This is a genomic window from Streptomyces hilarionis (assembly GCF_024539675.1).
GTDB lineage: Bacteria > Actinomycetota > Actinomycetes > Streptomycetales > Streptomycetaceae > Streptomyces > Streptomyces hilarionis.
On sequence record NZ_JAHHIT010000172.1, the window covers coordinates 1 to 19,135 of the forward strand.

A 19,135-nucleotide genomic window follows, 5' to 3' on the forward strand; every position below is an offset into this window, starting at 1 on the left:
AACCCGGAAGCTAAGCCTTACAGCGCCGATGGTACTGCAGGGGGGACCCTGTGGGAGAGTAGGACACCGCCGAACAATCATTCAAAGGGTTGGGATCTGAACTTCGGTTCGGGTCCCAACCCTTTTTTGTTTTCGGTCACTTGGCGTTCACGTTCCGGCTCCAGCATTCACGGCATGGGTACTGGCACGGGTGCTGCCGCAATGCTGAGGGCCGCCGGCGTCGGACGCGGTGACGAGGTCGTCGTGCCGGCCTTCGGGAACGTCGAGGTCGCGGGCGCGGTCGTGCTGGCCGGCGCGCAGCCGGTCTTCGCCGACGTCGATCCGCTGACGTACTGCCTCGACCCGGACGCCGTCCAAGCGGTCGTCACCGCGCGCACCGCGGCCGTCGTGGTCGTCCACCGTTTCGGGCGGCCCGCCGAGGTCGGGCGGTTGCGGGAAGCGGGGCGCCGACACGGGGTGCTGGTGGTGGAACAGGGGGAGTCCGAGACGCCGTACGACGAGATCGCGCAGCGTCGGGAGCGCGCCGCCTTCCTGGACGGGCGGTTGCGTGGGGTGCGCACGCCCGACGGCGGCGTCGGACACACCTACCAGCAGTACGTCGTGCGGGTCCCGGGGAACGGGCGGTCCGACCGGGACGCGTTCGCGAGGGCCCTGCGCAGCCGGGGGATCGAGTGCCGGGCCCCGGTGCGGACTCCGTCGCATCGCCTGCCGGAGTTCCGGCAGTGCGTCGCGCTTCCGGAGACCGAGCGGGCGGTCGACGAGACCCTCGAGCTGCCGGTGGACGCCTCGTTGACGAAACGGGACATGCAGCACATCGTGGCGGCCTGCAACGCCCTCGGCGGGCTGATGCGGGTGGCCTCGTGAACGGGTTTGGGAACACCGCCCTGTTCGGGGTATGATCTATTCCGTTGCCGCGAGGGAAACCTCGAAAAGTGACCAGCCCCCTTAGCTCAGTCGGCAGAGCGTCTCCATGGTAAGGAGAAGGTCAACGGTTCGATTCCGTTAGGGGGCTCGACGAAAAAGCCTCCGCCCTTTCGGGCGGGGGCTTTTCTCCTGTCCGGCGGCTTTCTCACGCCACGCGCATCGCCAGGATGGCCATGTCGTCGGAAGGGGCGTCGGATGCGAAGCGCTCCACGGCGCGCATGATGCGCGCGGCGACCGCGCCGGCCGTGAGCCCCGTGCAGGTGGTCAGAACGTCGGCCAGGCCGTCGTCGCCCAGCATGCGGGTGCCCTCGCGACGCTCGGTGACGCCGTCCGTGACGCAGAGCAGGACATCGCCCGGGTCGAGGGTGACCGACTGCTCGTAGAGCTCCAGGTCCTCCATGACGCCCAGCAGCGGCTGGGGTTCGGCGGCGGGCTCGACCGTGCCGTCCTGGCGGAGGCGCAGGGGCAGCGGGTGCCCGGCGCAGACCACCTTCAGCTGTGCGCTGCCGTCCTCCTGGGGGCGCATCTCGCCGTACAGGAGGGTGAGGAAGCGGCTGCGCGCGCCCTCGTCGAGGATGGCCGAGTTCAGGCGTTCCAGCACCGCAGGGCCGCTGAGGCCCTCGCGCGCAAGGAGCCTGAGGGCGTGTCGGGCCAGCCCCGTCACCGCGGCGGCGTTCGGGCCGGTGCCGCAGACGTCGCCGATGGCGAAGCCGTACGCGCCGTCGCTGATCGGGAAGACGTCGTAGAAGTCGCCGCCGACCTCGTTGCCCTCGCCGGCCGCGCGGTAGATGACCTCGACCTCGACGCCGTCGATGGCGGGAAGCTCCGGGGGCAGGAGGCTGCGCTGGAGGGCCTGGCTGATGGCCGTGCGCTCGGAGTACAGGCGGGCGTTGTCCAGGGCGAGGGCGGCTCTGCGGCTCAGGTCCTCGGCCAGCTCGAGGATCTCCTGGCGGAAGTGCTCGTCGGTGGGCTTGCCGAGGGTCAGCATGCCGATCACGCGGTTGCGGGCCACCAGGGGGAGCACGACGGTCTCGCCGCCGACCGCGGAGGCCGTGGCGAGCGTCGGGCCGATGCCGGAGGCCACCTGGTGGGTGGGGCCGCCAGTCAGGCCCAGGCTGCGCATGGAGCTGCGCAGGGCCGCGTCGTGCGCGGCCTCGGCGGGGGCCGCCCAGACCCGCGCGCCGGGGGTGGGGACCGGGTCCGGGGGCGGCACCTTGGAGAGCAACGACTTGATGCCGTCGATGAGTTCCTCGTCCTCGTGCAGGACGTACGACAGGTAGGGCTCGGACGCCTGGTCGGCGATCGTGTAGACCGCGCACCAGGTGGCCAGCGTCGGGACCGTCATCTGGGCCATCAGGGCCAGGGTCTGGTCGCGGTCCAGGGTGCCGGCGAGGAGGTCGGAGGCCTCGACGAGGAAGCTGAGCGAGCCTCGGCGCAGGCGCTCCAGCTCGCCCAGGCGGGCGGACTCCACGGCCAGCGCGATGCGGTCGGCCGCGAACTGAAGGCGCAGCGCCTCCTCGTTGGAGTAGCGGCCCGCGGCTTCCGCGGCCACGCCGAGGGATCCCGTGAGGCGGCCCTCGACCTTCAGCGGGACGGTGACCACGGAGCGCATGCCCGTGCCGCTCAGCAGGGGGACGGCGCCGGGCACGGCCAGCAGGTCCTCGTGGACGGCCGGCATCCTGGCGGAGCCGTAGCGGCCGGGGCCCGCCTCGACGGGCACGCGCGCGAAGCGCTGGCGGGCCGAGGGCAGGCCGGTGGAGGCGCGGACCTCCAGCTCCGTCTCGTCGTCGGTGGCCAGGAGGAGGAAGGCGGAGTCGGCGTCGAGCATGTCGCGGGCCCGCTCGACGGTGCGCTGGAGGAGGCCGTCGAGGTCGTCCGGCGCGGGGGAGCCGATGAACACCTCGAAGGGGTCCGTGCTCTGGCCGTCCGCGCCGGTGGTGGTGTCCGAGGCCGGCACGCGCAACGGCGTCTGCAACACCGCGCGTTCGTGGTCGCGCACGAGCAGGCAGACGGTGGAGGGCTCGCCGTCGGTGTCGCGGACGCGCAGGTGCGAGGCGTAGACGGGGGTGATGCGCCCGTTGGCGCCGCGGAGGCCGTAGCTGCCCTCCCAGCGGGAGAGTTGGAGGGCTTCCACGATGCCGGTGCTGGTGCCGGGGGTGTGCGGCCAGGCGGCGAGGTCGGTGAGGGGCTTGCCGGTGACCTGGTCGGCGGCGTAGCCGAAGAGTTCCTCGGCGTCCTCGTTCCAGGCGGAGATGGCGCCCGTGCGGTCGATCTGGACGACCGCGACGCGTACCCGGCTGTCGGCGAGCGGGAGGAGGTCGGCCGGGAGGGAGGGGCCGGCCGCGCGGGTGCCCACCGGGCGGTCGGGGAGGTCGAGCCGGAACCAGACCTGCTTGTGGGTCGGGGTGTACTCGACGCCCCAGCGGGCGGCGATGGCCGCGCACAGCTGGAGTCCGCGGCCGCCCTCGCGGTCGGGGCTGCCCATGGTGGCGAGGGAGCCCTGGAGGGGGATCTCGCGTTCGGGATACCGGTCGGCCACCTCGATGCGGACGCCGTCGTCGCTGCGCAGACACAGGACGTCGGCGTGGGTGCCGGCGTGGACGACCGCGTTGGTCACCAGTTCACTGGTGAGGACGACGGCGTCGTCGATGATGTCGGCGAAGCCCCAGCCCTGGAGGGTGTCGCGGACGAAGGACCGGGCGGTCGCCACCGATCGCCCGACGGGCTCGAAACTGGCGGCCGCGCGCGCGGTGATCACAGAACTCCTCGGCCTGTTGTCTGCGGACAGGGCTCCCCGGCCGGCCGGGTCGCGCCGCTGGTGGGGCGGGCGCGCGGCTGAGGGCCGGGGGTCCGGGGGGTGTCCCCCCGGGATCAGTCCGGTGGTCATGTGTGCGGCCGCCCCTCCGATGCCCGCTCGTGCCGGTGCCACCGCCCAGACCGTCGGACCGGTGTGGCTGGACAGCCGCATGCAAGGTTACTTACCTTCCGGGGCCCCGCGGATGCCGGTCACCGGTGTTTCCGCCCGAGCGTGTGCGGACCGTGTGCGAAGCTGCCGAACTGTTATGGCCTGGTTCGGCAAGGGTGAAACACTGGGCAAGCTTCTTGTGAAGGTCCGGGCGAAGTGAGTGTCGTCCTGGTTCAGGGGGCAGCAGCCCTCCGGGCTCGCCTGGTTCCATCGGGTGCGGCACCGGGCGGTACCAGGAACGGCGACGAGCAGCACCCAGGCACAGCGGTAACGGTCGACCCCTGCGGGAGGGACAAGTGGAGTCTGGCGCAGCGACGCGGGGCACTAAGACGCGCGCGAAAGGCGGACAGTCTCTGAGCAGGCCACGCACCCCACGCGGGGGCACCACGGTCGTCGACACGGCGGCTCTGGACCGTCTGCTCGTGGCGCTGGTGTCCATGCGGGACGGGAACTTCCGCAAGCGGCTCACGGTCTCCGGCGACGGCGTGATGTCGGAGATCGCCGCCGTGTTCAACGAGGTGGCGGACCGCAATCTGCACCTGACGGGCGAGCTGTCCCGGGTGCGGCGCATGGTGGGGCGGGAGGGGAAGCTCACCGAGAGGCTCGAGACGGGGGCCTGCGAGGGGTCGTGGGCGACCGCGATCGACAACTCGAACGCGCTGGTCGACGACCTCGTACGCCCGGTGTCCGAGGTCGGGCGGGTGCTGTCCGCGGTCGCCGAGGGCGATCTGTCGTCGCGGATGGAGCTGCGCACGCACACCCCGGAGGGGACCGGGCATCCGCTGCGCGGGGAGTTCCTGAAGGTCGGGCGGACGGTCAACAACCTCGTCGACCAGCTGTCGACGTTCACCGACGAGGTCACGCGCGTGGCCAGCGAGGTGGGCACCGAGGGCAAGCTGGGCGGTCAGGCCCAGGTGCGCGGCATGTCGGGTTCGTGGAAGGACCTCACGGAGTCCGTCAACACGATGGCGTACCGGCTGACGGCGCAGGTGCGCGACATCGCGCTGGTGACGACGGCGGTGGCCAAGGGCGATCTGTCACGGAAGGTGACGGTTCACGTCGAGGGCGAGATGCTCGAGCTGAAGAACACCGTCAACACGATGGTGGACCAGCTCTCCGCGTTCTCCTCCGAGGTGACCCGGGTGGCCCGCGAGGTGGGCACCGAGGGCATCCTCGGCGGCCAGGCGCAGGTGTCCGGCGTGGACGGGGTGTGGAAGGAGCTCACCGATTCGGTGAACACCATGGCCGGGAACCTGACGGCCCAGGTGCGCGGGATCGCGGAGGTGACGACGGCGGTCGCCAACGGCGACCTGTCGCAGAAGGTGACGGTGTCGGCGCGCGGCGAGGTCGCGCAGCTGGCGGACACGATCAACCAGATGACGGAGACGCTGCGGACCTTCGCCGACGAGGTCACGCGCGTGGCCAACGAGGTGGGCGCCGCGGGGCAGCTGGGCGGCCAGGCGAACGTGCCGGGCGCGGCCGGCACCTGGAAGGACCTGACGGACTCCGTCAACACGGTGTTCCGCAACCTGACGACGCAGGTGCGGGACATCGCGGCGGTGACGACGGCGGTGGCCAGCGGCGATCTGTCGCAGAAGGTCACGGTGGACGTGGCCGGCGAGATGCTGGAGCTGAAGAACACCGTCAACGGGATGGTCGACCAGCTGTCGGCGTTCGGCGCCGAGGTCACGCGGGTGGCGCGGGAGATCGGCGTCGAGGGCGAGCTGGGCGGTCAGGCGCAGGTGTCGGGCGCGGCCGGCACGTGGAAGGACCTGACGGACTCCGTCAACACGGCGTTCAGGAATCTCACCGGACAGGTGAGGAACATCGCGCAGGTCACCACGGCGGTGGCCAACGGCGACCTGTCGCAGAAGGTCACCGTGGACGTCTCCGGTGAGATGGCGCAGCTGAAGAACACCGTGAATACGATGGTGGACCAGCTGTCGTCGTTCGCCGACCAGGTCACGCGGATGGCCCGGGACGTGGGCACCGAGGGGCGCCTGGGCGGTCAGGCGCGGGTGGACGGCGTGTCGGGCACCTGGAAGGAGCTCACGGACTCCGTGAACTCCATGGCGGGGAACCTGACCTCGCAGGTGCGCAACATCGCCCAGGTGACGACGGCGGTGGCGCGGGGCGACCTGTCGCAGAAGATCGACGTGGACGCGCGCGGGGAGATCCTCGAGCTGAAGAACACCATCAACACGATGGTCGACCAGCTCTCCGCCTTCGCCGACCAGGTGACGCGGGTGGCGCGGGACGTGGGCACCGAGGGGCGCCTCGGCGGGCAGGCGCAGGTGCCCGGTGTGGCCGGTGTGTGGCGGGACCTGACGGACTCGGTGAACGGCATGGCGGGCAACCTCACCGCCCAGGTGCGCAACATCGCGCAGGTCGCGACCGCGGTGGCCCGCGGTGACCTCTCGCAGAAGATCACCGTGGACGCGCGCGGGGAGATCCTCGAGCTGAAGAACACGCTGAACACGATGGTGGACCAGCTGTCGTCGTTCGCCCAGGAGGTCACCCGGGTGGCCCGCGAGGTGGGCACGGAGGGGCAGCTGGGCGGTCAGGCCGAGGTGCAGGGGGTCTCCGGCACCTGGAAGGACCTCACGCAGTCCGTGAACTTCATGGCGAACAACCTGACCATCCAGGTGCGCCAGATCGCGGAGGTCACGACGGCGGTCGCCAAGGGCGACCTGTCGAAGAAGATCACGGTCGACGCCAAGGGCGAGATCCTGGAGCTCGTCACCACCGTCAACACGATGGTGGACCAGCTGTCGTCGTTCGCGGAGCAGGTGACCCGGGTGGCCCGTGAGGTGGGCACCGAGGGCATCCTGGGCGGCCAGGCGCACGTGCCGGGCGTCACGGGCATCTGGAAGGACCTCAGCGGCAACGTCAACCTGATGGCCAAGAACCTGACCATGCAGGTGCGCAACATCTCCCAGGTCGCGGCGGCCGTCGCCAACGGCGACCTGACGCGCCAGGTGACGATCGAGGCGCGCGGCGAGGTCCAGCAGCTGGCCGACACCTTCAACACCATGGTGAAGACGCTGAGCTCGTTCGCCGAGCAGGTCACCAAGGTGGCCCGCGAGGTGGGCACGGACGGCATCCTGGGCGGCCAGGCGCACGTGCCGGGTGTGGCGGGCACGTGGAAGGACCTCACCGACTCGGTGAACGGGATGGCGTCCAACCTGACCGGCCAGGTGCGCAACATCGCCATGGTCACGACGGCCATCGCCAAGGGCGACCTGACGAAGAAGATCGACATCGACGCGCGCGGGGAGATCCTCGAGCTGAAGACGACCATCAACACGATGGTCGACCAGCTGTCGTCGTTCGCCGAGGAGGTCACCCGGGTCGCCCGTGAGGTGGGTACCGAGGGGCAGCTGGGCGGTCAGGCACGCGTGCGTGACGTCGACGGCACCTGGCGCGACCTGACGGAGTCCGTGAACGAGATGGCCGGGAACCTGACGCGGCAGGTGCGTGCCATCGCGCGCGTGGCGACCGCGGTGACCCGGGGCGACCTGAACCTGAAGATCGACGTGGACGCGTCCGGGGAGATCCAGGAGCTCCAGGACTACATCAACAAGATGATCGCCAACCTGCGCGACACCACGATCGCGAACAAGGAGCAGGACTGGCTCAAGGGCAACCTCGCGCGCGTGTCGGCACTGATGCAGGGCCGTCGCGACCTCCAGGACGTGGCCTCGCTGATCATGAGCGAGCTGCCGCCGCTGGTGGCCGCGCAGCACGGCGCGTTCTTCCTGGCGATGCCGCCGGCGGACGGGGACGCGGATCTGTACGAGCTGCGGATGCTGGGCTCCTACGGCTACTCGATGGGGTCCATGCCGAGCTCGTTCCGGCCCGGTGAGGCGCTGGTGGGCACGGCCGCCGAGGAGAAGCGCACGATCCTCGTGGCGAACGCCCCGAGCGGCTACCTGAAGATCGCCTCGGGGCTCGGCGAGGCGCCGCCCGCGCAGGTGATCGTGCTGCCGGTGCTGTTCGAGGGCCAGGTGCTGGGCGTGATCGAGCTGGCGTCGTTCACGCCGTTCACGCAGATCCAGAAGGACTTCCTCAACCAGCTCGCGGAGATGATCGCGACCAGCGTCAACACCATCTCGGTCAACACCAAGACGGAACAGCTGCTGAAGCAGTCGCAGGAGCTGACCGAGCAACTGCGCGAGCGGTCGGCGGAGTTGGAGCAGCGGCAGAAGGCCCTCCAGGCGTCCAACGCCGAACTGGAGGAGAAGGCCGAGCTGCTGGCCCAGCAGAACCGCGACATCGAGGTGAAGAACACCGAGATCGAGGAGGCGCGGCAGGTCCTGGAGGAGCGCGCCGAGCAGCTCGCGGTGTCGATGCGCTACAAGAGCGAGTTCCTCGCCAACATGTCGCACGAGCTGCGCACGCCGCTCAACTCGCTGCTGATCCTGGCGAAGCTGCTCGCGGACAACGCGGAGGGCAACCTCTCGCCCAAGCAGGTCGAGTTCGCCGAGACGATCCACGGGGCCGGTTCCGACCTGCTCCAGCTGATCAACGACATCCTGGACCTGTCCAAGGTCGAGGCGGGCAAGATGGACGTCTCGCCGACGCGCATCGCGCTCGTCCAGCTCGTCGACTACGTGGAGGCCACCTTCCGTCCGCTCACCGCGGAGAAGGGCCTGGACCTGTCGGTGCGGGTCTCGCCGGAGCTGCCGGCCACGCTGCACACGGACGAGCAGCGGCTGTTGCAGGTGCTGCGCAACCTGCTGTCCAACGCGGTGAAGTTCACCGACTCCGGGTCGGTCGAGCTGGTCATCAGGCCGGCCGGGGCGGAGGTCCCGGTGGCGATCCGGGAGCAGTTGCTGGAGGCGGGCTCGCTGACCGACGCGGACGCGCCGCTGATCGCGTTCTCGGTGACGGACACCGGCATCGGGATCGCGGCCAGCAAGATGCGGGTGATCTTCGAGGCGTTCAAGCAGGCGGACGGCACCACCAGCCGCAAGTACGGCGGCACGGGCCTCGGGCTGTCGATCTCGCGGGAGATCGCGCAGCTGCTCGGCGGTGAGATCCACGCGCAGAGCGAGCCGGGACGTGGCTCCACGTTCACGCTGTACCTGCCGCTGCACCCGAGCGAGCTGCCGCCGCAGGGCTACCAGCAGGTGGTGCCGGCGCTGGAGGCCGGCGACCTGGTGGCCTCGGAGAACGGGGCGGCGCAGTTGCAGGAGCTGTCCCCGGCGGAGATCCAGACGCCGGCCGAGGTGCGGTCGTACCAGGACGCGCAGAACGGTCCGGCGGCGCTCTTCCGGCGACGGCGGCGGCTGGTGAGCGGCGGCGAGCAGGTGGGCCGGCCCGACCAGTGGCCGGCCCGCGCCCAGCAGGCGGGCACGCCCGCGCGCGCGGGCATCAAGTTCGGCGGCGAGAAGGTGCTCATCGTCGACGACGACATCCGCAACGTGTTCGCGCTGACCAGCGTCCTGGAACAGCACGGCCTGTCGGTGCTGTACGCGGAGAACGGCCGGGAGGGCATCGAGGTCCTGGAGCAGCACGACGACGTGGCGGTCGTCCTGATGGACATCATGATGCCCGAGATGGACGGCTACGCGACGACGACGGCGATCCGGCGGATGCCGCAGTTCTCCGGGCTGCCGATCATCGCGCTCACCGCCAAGGCGATGAAGGGCGACCGGGAGAAGGCGATCGAGTCGGGCGCCTCCGACTACGTGACCAAGCCGGTCGACCCCGATCACCTGCTGTCCGTGATGCAGCAGTGGATGAGGGACGAGTGAGGCGGGCTCCGAGGGGAACTCTGGGCTGGACGGGAACCTTCGGTGCGGGCCGGGAGTTGCTGACTCAGGGTGGCCGTCGCCGTGTAGCGGGGCGCGTTGCGGGGAACCTTCTGGTCTTCTGCTGCGTTCCTGCTACGTGCACAGTGACATCACGGTGACAGGGTGTGGCGACGGTCGGGGTGCGGCTACCATGACCGGCACAAGGAAGGGCGGCGTACAGGAGTCGTCCCCAGGGGCGGCGCCCGGTGCACTGCCGGGGCGAGGAGGGCGGGCCATGGTGCAGAAGGCCAAGATCCTCCTGGTCGATGACCGGCCGGAGAATCTGCTGGCGCTGGAGGCGATCCTCTCTGCGCTCGATCAGACGCTGGTGCGGGCATCGTCCGGGGAAGAGGCGCTCAAAGCACTGCTGACGGACGACTTCGCGGTCATCCTGCTGGACGTCCAGATGCCGGGCATGGACGGCTTCGAGACGGCCGCGCACATCAAGCGGCGGGAGCGGACCAGGGACATCCCGATCATCTTCCTCACCGCGATCAACCACGGGCCGCACCACACCTTCCGCGGCTACGCGGCGGGCGCGGTGGACTACATCTCCAAGCCGTTCGACCCGTGGGTGCTGCGCGCGAAGGTCTCGGTGTTCGTCGAGCTGTACATGAAGAACTGCCAGCTGCGCGAGCAGGCGGCGCTGCTGCGTCTGCAGTTGGAGGGCGGCGGCAAGGCCGTCGCGGGCGGCGAGGTCAAGGAGCCGGCCGGGCTGCTCGCGGAGCTCTCCGCACGGCTCGCCGCCGTCGAGGAGCAGGCGGAGGCCCTCTCGAAGCAGTTGGACGACGAGTCGGCGGACGCGGCGGCGGTGGCCACGGCGGCCCACCTGGAGCGCAAACTCACGGGTCTGCGCCGCGCGCTGGACGCCCTGGAGCCGGGCACGGGCGGCGGTCCCGCCTCGTTGCCCTCGCCGAACTGAACGGCACTGGCCGGAACTGACGCGTGCGGCGCACAAGTTGCGCGTGAGGGCGCGTCAGTTCCCCCGCGCCGCAGGGCGCACGCGTCAGCCCCGCGCCCCGGCACGAGCGACACGAACGGGTGAAGCACCGGTCACACGTGTCCCCAGTGGTCTCCACCGGTAACCTCACACCATGGCCTCACGTCCCTCCGCAGCCAAGAAGCAGCCCGCCAGGAAGGCGGCTGCTCCGGCGAAGGCTCCGGCGAAGAAGGCCGCCGCGAAGAAGGTCCCGGCGAAGAAGGCGCCCGCCAGGAAAGCCGCGGCCAGGAAACCCGCCCCCGCGCCCGCTCCCAGCCCCACCGGGGGCGTGTACCGGCTCGTGCGCGCCGTCTGGCTTGGTCTGGCGCACGCCGTCGGCGCCGTGTTCCGCGGCATAGGGAACGGCGCGAAGAACCTCGACCCGGCCCACCGCAAGGACGGCATCGCGCTGCTGCTGTTCGGCGTGGCGCTGATCGTCGCCGCGGGTACCTGGGCCGACCTGCGCGGCCCCGTGGGCGACCTCGTCGAGATCCTGGTGACCGGCGCCTTCGGACGGCTCGACCTGCTCGTGCCGATCCTCTTCGCCGTCGTCGCCGTTCGCTTCATCCGCCACCCCGAGAAGCCCGAGGCCAACGGCCGGATCGTCATCGGTCTGTCGGCACTCGTCATCGGTGTGCTCGGGCAGGTCCACATCGCGTGCGGGGCGCCCGCCCGCAGCGCCGGCATGCAGGCCATAAGGGACGCCGGCGGCCTCATCGGCTGGAGCGCGGCGACTCCGCTCACGTACACGATGGGCGAGGTCCTCGCCGTGCCCATGCTGGTGCTCCTCACCGTCTTCGGGCTGCTCGTCGTCACGGCCACCCCGGTCAACGCCGTCCCGCAGCGGCTGCGCCAGCTCGGCGTGAGCCTCGGTGTGCTGCGCGACCCGGCGGAGGACGCGTACGACGAGTTCGACGACGACGCCCGCTACGACGAGCAGTGGCGCGAGGCGCTGCCCGAGCGCCCCCGACGGCGCACGAGCGCCCCCGAGCCGTACGACCCCGACGGCGCCGAGCAGGAGGCGCTGACCCGCCGGCGCGGCCGGCCCCGGCGCTCCGCCGTGCCGCAGCCGGCGATGGACCGGCGCATGGACGCCGTGGACATCGCTGCGGCCGCGGCGGCCGACCTCGACGGCGCGGTCCTGCACGGGATGCCGCCCTCGCGGATCGTCGCCGACCTCACCCAGGGCGTGAGCACGGGCGAGGGGGAGCCGACCACGCCGACCCCGGTCCCGACGCCCGTGCCGGCGCCGGCCTCCCGCCCCCGGCAGGAGAAGCAGAAGACCACCGGGGGAGCGGTACCGGACCTGACCAAGGCGGCCCCCGAGGCGCCCCGCGACCTGCCCGCGCGCGCCGAGCAGCTCCAGTTGTCCGGCGACATCACCTACGCCCTGCCCTCGCTCGACCTCCTGGAGCGCGGCGGACCCGGCAAGGCGCGCAGCGCCGCCAACGACGCCGTCGTCGCCTCGCTGACGAACGTCTTCACCGAGTTCAAGGTGGACGCCGCCGTCACCGGCTTCACCCGCGGGCCGACGGTCACGCGCTACGAGGTCGAGCTCGGGCCGGCCGTGAAGGTCGAGCGGATCACCGCGCTGGCCAAGAACATCGCGTACGCCGTGGCCAGCCCCGACGTGCGGATCATCAGCCCGATCCCCGGCAAGTCCGCGGTCGGCATCGAGATCCCGAACACCGACCGCGAGATGGTCAACCTCGGCGACGTGCTGCGGCTCGCCGAGTCCGCCGAGGACGACGACCCGATGCTGGTGGCCTTCGGCAAGGACGTCGAGGGCGGCTACGTCATGCACTCGCTGGCGAAGATGCCGCACATACTGGTCGCCGGCGCCACCGGATCCGGCAAGTCGTCCTGCATCAACTGCCTGATCACCTCGGTCATGATCCGGGCCACCCCCGAGGACGTCCGGATGATCCTCGTCGACCCCAAGCGCGTCGAGCTGACCGCCTACGAGGGCATCCCGCACCTGATCACGCCGATCATCACCAACCCCAAGCGGGCCGCCGAGGCGCTCCAGTGGGTCGTCCGCGAGATGGACCTGCGCTACGACGACCTCGCCGCCTACGGCTACCGGCACATCGACGACTTCAACCGCGCCGTGCGCGAAGGGACCGTCAAGCCGCCCGAGGGCAGCGAGCGCGAGCTCCAGCCGTACCCGTACCTGCTGGTGATCGTCGACGAGCTCGCCGACCTGATGATGGTCGCCCCGCGGGACGTCGAGGACTCCATCGTGCGCATCACGCAGCTCGCGCGCGCGGCCGGCATCCACCTGGTGCTCGCCACCCAGCGCCCGTCGGTCGACGTCGTCACCGGCCTGATCAAGGCGAACGTGCCCTCACGGCTCGCCTTCGCCACCTCCTCGCTCGCCGACTCGCGCGTCATCCTCGACCAGCCGGGCGCCGAGAAGCTGATCGGCAAGGGCGACGGACTGTTCCTGCCGATGGGCGCGAACAAGCCCACCCGTATGCAGGGCGCCTTCGTCACGGAGGCCGAGGTCGCGGCCGTCGTCCAGCACTGCAAGGACCAGATGGCGCCCGTCTTCCGGGACGACGTCACCGTCGGCGCCAAGCAGAAGAAGGAGATCGACGAGGACATCGGCGACGACCTGGACCTGCTGTGCCAGGCGGCCGAGCTGGTCGTCTCCACCCAGTTCGGGTCGACGTCCATGCTCCAGCGCAAGCTGCGCGTGGGCTTCGCCAAGGCCGGCCGGCTGATGGACCTCATGGAGTCCCGCAACATCGTCGGACCGAGCGAGGGCTCCAAGGCGCGTGACGTTCTCGTGAAGCCGGACGAGTTGGACGGCGTCCTCGCCGTGATCCGGGGGCAGTCTGAGGGGTAGACGTCAGTCGAGGGGAGGGGCGCCCGGCCGTGACTCACCCGTTAGAGAGCAGTGGGCAACCGTTTCCCTTTGGCATACGTCCAGTTGAGCGAGAGGACAGGTGCGGCTCCCCGGCGGAGCCGTAACCGGCCCGTCATCGGTGTGACCGGCCATACCGATGGCGTACAAAGTCGTACCGCCCGGTTGCCCCTCCGTTCGGCACCCCCCCTAGACTGAACCTCCAGCACAGGTGGCTACACGCTCGAAAGGCGCCCCCGTGTCCATCGGCAACTCCCCCGAAGACGAGCGTCCGTTCGAAGACCCGTCCGAAGAAGCCCCCGTCTCGATCGGCCGCGCCCTGCGGCAGGCGCGCATCGAGGCCGGGCTGACGGTCGACGACGTCAGCACCGCCACCCGCGTCCGCATCGCCATCGTCCACGCCATCGAGGCGGACGACTTCGCCCCCTGCGGCGGGGACGTCTACGCGCGCGGGCACATCAGGACGCTGGCCAGGGCCGTCCACCTCGATCCGGCCCCGCTGATCGAGCGGTTCGACGCCACCCACGGCGGCCGCCCCGCTCCCACCCCCGCCGCGCCCCTCTTCGAGGCGGAACGCATCCGCCCCGAGCGGCGCGGACCGAACTGGACCGCGGCCATGGTCGCCGCGATCGTCGCCGTCGTGGGCTTCGTCGGCTTCACCGCCTTCAAGGGCGGCGACGACGGCGGGTCGAACGAGGTCGCCGAGGGCGCCACCCCCACCGCCGGCAGCACCGCCTCGCCCACGCCGAAGACCGACAAGCCCGTCGACCGCAAGCCCGAGCCGTCCGACAGCGCCATCGCCGCCGCCCCCCAGGACAAGGTCACCGTCCAGGTCAGCGCCGCGGACGGCCGCAGCTGGGTCGCCGCCAAGGACCACAACGGCCGGCTGCTCTTCGACGGACTGCTCAAGAAGGGCGACTCCAAGACCTTCCAGGACAGCGACAAGATCAACCTCGTGCTCGGCGACGCCGGCGCGATCGATCTCTTCGTCAACGGCAAGAAGATCGACGACGACTTCCAGCCCGGAGCGGTGGAGCGGCTGACGTACACCAAGGGCGACCCGCAGGCGGGATGACCCCGCAGTGCCCGGACGCGACGGGGCCGGCGAAGATCGTCAACCCCGTCGACGTGGGCTGTCGGTGAGACGAAGTAGTCTTGAGCCCATGCCTGAACGCCGTACCGTCGCACTCGTCACCCTTGGCTGCGCCCGTAACGAGGTGGACTCGGAGGAGCTCGCAGGCCGTTTGGAGGCGGACGGCTGGCAGCTCGTGGAGGACGCCGAGGAAGCGGACGTCGCAGTCGTCAACACCTGCGGCTTCGTCGACGCCGCCAAGAAGGACTCCGTCGACGCCCTGCTGGAGGCCAACGACCTCAAGAGCCACGGCAGAACCCAGGCCGTCGTGGCCGTGGGCTGCATGGCCGAGCGGTACGGCAAGGAACTCGCCGAGGCCCTGCCCGAGGCCGACGGCGTGCTGGGCTTCGACGACTACGCCGACATCTCCGACCGCCTCCAGACCATCCTGAACGGCGGCATCCACGCCTCCCACACCCCCCGCGACCGGCGCAAGCTGCTGCCGATCAGCCCGGCCGAGCGCCAATCGGCGCAGGACGTGGCCCTTCCCGGGCACGGCGCGCCCAGCGACCTGCCCGAGGGCGTCGCCCCGCAGTCCGGCCCCCGCGCGCCCCTGCGCCGCCGGCTGGACGGCGCCCCGGTCGCCTCGGTCAAGCTCGCCTCCGGCTGCGACCGGCGCTGCTCCTTCTGCGCCATCCCGTCCTTCCGCGGCTCCTTCATCTCCCGCCGGCCCAGCGACGTCCTCAACGAGACGCGCTGGCTCGCCGAGCAGGGCGTCAAGGAGGTCATGCTGGTCTCCGAGAACAACACCTCCTACGGCAAGGACCTCGGCGACATCCGGCTGCTGGAGTCGCTGCTGCCCGAGCTCGCCGAGGTCGACGGTCTGGAGCGGGTGCGCGTCAGCTACCTCCAGCCGGCCGAGATGCGGCCCGGCCTCATCGACGTGCTCACCTCCACGCCGAAGGTCGCGCCCTACTTCGACCTGTCGTTCCAGCACTCCGCGCCCGGCGTGCTGCGCGCGATGCGCCGCTTCGGCGACACCGACCGCTTCCTGGAGCTGCTCGACACCATCCGGAGCAAGGCGCCCCAGGCGGGCGTGCGCTCCAACTTCATCGTGGGCTTCCCCGGGGAGTCCGAGGCCGACCTGGCCGAGCTGGAGCGCTTCCTGAACGGCGCGCGCCTGGACGCCATCGGCGTCTTCGGCTACTCCGACGAGGACGGCACCGAGGCCGCCACCTACGACGACAAGCTCGACGCCGACGTCGTGGCCGAGCGCCTCGCCCGCGTCTCCCGGCTCGCCGAGGAACTCGTCTCGCAGCGGGCCGAGGAGCGCGTCGGCGAGACCGTCCACGTGCTCGTGGAGTCGGTGGACGGCGAGGGCGTGCACGGCCGCGGCGCCCACCAGGCGCCCGAGACGGACGGCCAGGTGCTGCTCACACCGGGCGAAGGTCTGAGCGTCGGTCGTATGGTCGAGGCGAAGGTGGTCGGCACGGAAGGCGTCGACCTGGTCGCCGAGCCGCTGCCGGGCTCGTTCGGGTGTAGTGAGGAGGCGGGCAGATGACGGGTGTTCCGGCGTCGGCCGCCGACGGCTCCTCCCGGGCCGCGGCCTCGCAGCCCGCGGCCGTCCAGGCCCCGCAGGCCCCTCAGGCCGCGCAGGCGGAGCTGATCGCGACGGAGCCCGTGGGCGGCAGCGCCGTCGCGGACGTCGAGGAGAGCGCCGTCGAGGAGATCGCCGGGGCACACGAGGCCAACCGGCCGCCGCGCGGCGCGAAGATCGCGGCCGCAGCCGTCAACCAGGCGAGCGTGTGGAACATCGCCAACTTCCTGACGATGCTGCGGCTCGTCCTGGTGCCCGGGTTCGTCGCGCTGATGCTGGCCGACGGCGGGTACGACCCGGCCTGGCGTTCCTTCGCGTGGGCCGCCTTCGCCATCGCCATGATCACCGACCTGTTCGACGGTCACCTGGCGCGGACGTACAACCTCGTCACCGACTTCGGGAAGATCGCCGACCCCATCGCCGACAAGGCGATCATGGGAGCGGCGCTGATCTGCCTCTCCTCGCTCGGCGACCTGCCGTGGTGGGTGACGATCGTCATCCTCGGCCGGGAACTCGGCATCACCCTCCTGCGTTTCCTCGTCATCCGGTACGGCGTCATCCCGGCCAGCCGGGGCGGCAAGCTGAAGACGCTCACCCAGGGCATCGCCGTCGGGATGTACGTCCTGGCGCTGACGGGCTGGCTCGCCACCCTGAGGTTCTGGGTGATGGGCGCGGCGGTCGTCCTGACGGTGGCGACCGGGCTCGACTACGTACGACAGGCCATCGTGCTGCGCCGGCAGGGAATCGCCGAGCGCAGGGCCGCCGCGGAGGAGACCCGAGCGTGAACTCCCCGGCCGCCGACGCGGTGCGACTACTGACCGTGAGGGGCGAGACGCTCGCTGTGGCCGAGTCGCTGACCGGTGGCCTGGTCGCGGCGGAGATCACCGCGGTCCCCGGGGCGTCCAAGGTCTTCCGCGGCTCCGTCACGGCGTACGCCACCGAGCTCAAGCACCTGCTGCTCGGTGTCGACGCCGGTCTCCTGGCGGCCCGCGGGGCGGTGGACGCGCAGGTCGCGGCCCAGATGGCGGCCGGAGCCCGCCGGGCGCTCGGCGCCGACTGGGGCGTCGCCACCACCGGCGTCGCCGGCCCGGACCCCCAGGACGGACAGCCCGTGGGGACGGTTTTCGTGGCCGTGGACGGACCGTCTGCGGCGGATCCGGGTTCCGCCGGCGGCGGAAAAGTGGAGGCCCTGCGGTTGAACGGCGACCGGGCGGAAATTCGTAGAGAGAGTGTACGGAGCGTACTCGCACTGCTCCTGAGAGAGCTTGCGGGCGAACACACCGGGAATGAGCGGGCACAGGATACGGAACAGAACGGGGGGTTTTGATGTTTGCAGCCCTGAGTGAACACGACATCGCTCCCCGCACGGCCGCAGCGCGAGGCGGTACGGTGGGGCGTGAAGGATGCGGCTACGCGGTCCGAGGAGGGAGCCACCGATGATTCTGCTCCGTCGCCTGCTGGGTGACGTGCTGCGTCGGCAGCGCCAGCGCCAGGGCCGTACTCTGCGCGAAGTCTCCTCGTCCGCCCGAGTCTCACTCGGCTATCTCTCCGAGGTGGAGCGGGGGCAGAAGGAGGCTTCCTCCGAGCTGCTCTCCGCCATCTGCGACGCGTTGGACGTACGGATGTCCGAGCTCATGCGGGAAGTGAGCGACGAGCTCGCCCTCGCCGAGCTGGCACAGTCGGCAGCGGCCACCCCCAGCCAGCCCGTGCCCACGTCGGTCCGTCCGATGCTGGGTTCCGTGTCGGTGACCGGTGTGCCGCCGGAGCGGGTGACCATCAAGGCGCCCGCCGAGGCGGTGGACGTGGTCGCCGCGTGAGATCGGTCGTCGTGGGCCGCTGAGGCCCGGACAGGTTCGTCCGCACGGTACGTGCACAGGCAGTGTGAGGCCCCGGCCGGGGCTTCTCCGGATCGACCCGGAGAAGGTGCGGTCGGGGTTTTTCGCGTTCCCGGACGTGTTCCCGCACACCTTGCGGGACGGGTTCCGGGCGGCCGCCGCGGGTCGTCCGGGGACGCTCGGCGCGCCGCCGGACGCGGCCCGGGCGCCCTCCGGGTCCGTTTGCCGGTGCCGGTCGCCGAGGTCATCGTGGAGGGGCGCCGCGGGAGACCGCGGGAGCCCAGACACCGGAGGTACGGATGAACGTCGTGAAGAGCCCCCTGCCCGACACCGACCTGCGGATCGTCGCCGAGGCGTTGCAGGGCGCGCTCGTGGACCTCGTCGACCTGTCGCTCGTCGCCAAGCAGGTCCACTGGAACGTCGTCGGACCCCGCTTCCGGTCCGTCCACCTCCAGCTCGACGAGGTCGTGGACGTCGCCCGCACCCACTCCGACACGGTGGCGGAGCGTGCCTCCGCGCTCGGCGTCTCACCGGACGGCCGCGCGTCGACGGTGGCCGCGGGCAGCGGGATCAGCGCGGTGGCGGCGGGCTGGGTCAAGGACTCCGACGCCGTCGGGACGCTGGTCGCCGCGCTCGGCGCGGTCATCACCCGGATGCGGGAACGCGTGGCCGCGACGGGTGACGCCGACCCCGTGAGCCAGGACATCTTCATCGGCATCACCGCGGACCTGGAGAAGCACCACTGGATGTTCCAGGCGGAGAACGCGTAAGCGGCCGCACGCATGTGGACCGCGCGCAGGTGCGTCGCGGGCCGGCGCGCATGCGGGCCGCGGGGAGCCGGAGGCGGTCCCGCTGCCGGACGGGAGGCGCGGCGGTCGGCCTTCCGGCGTCGCGGACGGACGCCGGGTGATCCGCGTGAGGCTCTGCTGGAGGTGACGGCCATGGCGGGGCGAATAGCGGGGCGTGGGGCCGCCTGCGGCGTGGGCGTGGCCCTGAGCGTCGCTCTGGGCGCGCTGTGGTGGTGGGCCGCGGTGAGGCTCGCCGTGACGTCCGACGCCGGTGCGCTGGAGGGGGCGGTGGCCGCGGGCAGCGGGAT

Annotated in this window: 11 protein-coding genes, 1 tRNA gene and 1 rRNA gene; 12 read left to right on the top strand and 1 reads right to left on the bottom strand. The window is 71.2% G+C overall.

The genetic code is table 11. The features are described 5' to 3' along the window. The 3 genes from rrf to KMS84_RS32160 all read left to right on the top strand — a co-directional run. Nucleotides 1-75, top strand: a 5S ribosomal RNA gene (gene rrf / locus KMS84_RS43490); the annotation flags it as partial. A gap of 126 nt (nucleotides 76-201) precedes the next feature. Then, nucleotides 202-864 carry a DegT/DnrJ/EryC1/StrS family aminotransferase gene (locus KMS84_RS32155; protein ID WP_256920027.1) on the top strand — a complete coding sequence of 221 codons (663 nt, stop codon included), beginning with the start codon at nucleotides 202-204 and terminating at the stop codon, nucleotides 862-864. Between the two features lie 75 nt (nucleotides 865-939). Beyond that, nucleotides 940-1,012, top strand: a tRNA-Thr gene (locus KMS84_RS32160). Nucleotides 1,013-1,069: 57 nt separating this feature from the next. On the opposite strand, the gene KMS84_RS32165 is transcribed toward KMS84_RS32160, so the two are convergent. Continuing rightward, a complete protein-coding gene (locus KMS84_RS32165; protein ID WP_256920018.1) occupies nucleotides 1,070-3,811 on the bottom strand; it encodes a SpoIIE family protein phosphatase in 2,742 nt (913 codons plus the stop codon). Between the two features lie 374 nt (nucleotides 3,812-4,185). Between KMS84_RS32165 and KMS84_RS32170 the strand changes: the two genes are divergently transcribed. The 9 genes from KMS84_RS32170 (at nucleotide 4,186) to KMS84_RS32210 (ending at nucleotide 18,809) form a co-directional block, all read left to right on the top strand. After that, the gene (locus KMS84_RS32170; protein ID WP_256920019.1) at nucleotides 4,186-9,648 is read left to right on the top strand and encodes a HAMP domain-containing hybrid sensor histidine kinase/response regulator; all 5,463 of its coding nucleotides are present in this window, start codon (nucleotides 4,186-4,188) and stop codon (nucleotides 9,646-9,648) included. Nucleotides 9,649-9,922: 274 nt separating this feature from the next. Continuing rightward, nucleotides 9,923-10,609, top strand: a complete 687-nt coding sequence (locus KMS84_RS32175; protein WP_256920020.1) for a response regulator — start codon at nucleotides 9,923-9,925, stop codon at nucleotides 10,607-10,609. 172 nt (nucleotides 10,610-10,781) lie between these two features. Beyond that, complete coding sequence (locus KMS84_RS32180) at nucleotides 10,782-13,517, top strand: DNA translocase FtsK (RefSeq protein WP_256920021.1); 2,736 nt, start codon at nucleotides 10,782-10,784, stop codon at nucleotides 13,515-13,517. 256 nt (nucleotides 13,518-13,773) lie between these two features. After that, a complete protein-coding gene (locus KMS84_RS32185; RefSeq protein WP_256920022.1) occupies nucleotides 13,774-14,610 on the top strand; it encodes a helix-turn-helix domain-containing protein in 837 nt (278 codons plus the stop codon). A gap of 88 nt (nucleotides 14,611-14,698) precedes the next feature. Beyond that, nucleotides 14,699-16,168, top strand: a complete 1,470-nt coding sequence (gene rimO, locus KMS84_RS32190; protein ID WP_256920023.1) for a 30S ribosomal protein S12 methylthiotransferase RimO — start codon at nucleotides 14,699-14,701, stop codon at nucleotides 16,166-16,168. Then, nucleotides 16,165-16,989: a CDP-diacylglycerol--glycerol-3-phosphate 3-phosphatidyltransferase gene (gene pgsA, locus KMS84_RS32195; RefSeq protein ID WP_256920024.1), complete on the top strand. Its 825-nt coding sequence runs from the start codon at nucleotides 16,165-16,167 to the stop codon at nucleotides 16,987-16,989. The genes rimO and pgsA overlap by 4 nt, the downstream gene beginning before the upstream one ends. Then, nucleotides 16,986-17,531 carry a CinA family protein gene (locus KMS84_RS32200; RefSeq protein WP_256920025.1) on the top strand — a complete coding sequence of 182 codons (546 nt, stop codon included), beginning with the start codon at nucleotides 16,986-16,988 and terminating at the stop codon, nucleotides 17,529-17,531. The genes pgsA and KMS84_RS32200 overlap by 4 nt, the downstream gene beginning before the upstream one ends. A 109-nt stretch (nucleotides 17,532-17,640) precedes the next feature. Continuing rightward, nucleotides 17,641-18,021, top strand: a complete 381-nt coding sequence (locus tag KMS84_RS32205; RefSeq protein ID WP_057575292.1) for a helix-turn-helix domain-containing protein — start codon at nucleotides 17,641-17,643, stop codon at nucleotides 18,019-18,021. A gap of 317 nt (nucleotides 18,022-18,338) precedes the next feature. Continuing rightward, nucleotides 18,339-18,809, top strand: a complete 471-nt coding sequence (locus tag KMS84_RS32210) for a Dps family protein (RefSeq protein ID WP_256920026.1) — start codon at nucleotides 18,339-18,341, stop codon at nucleotides 18,807-18,809. The last annotated feature ends 326 nt before the right edge of the window (nucleotides 18,810-19,135 follow it).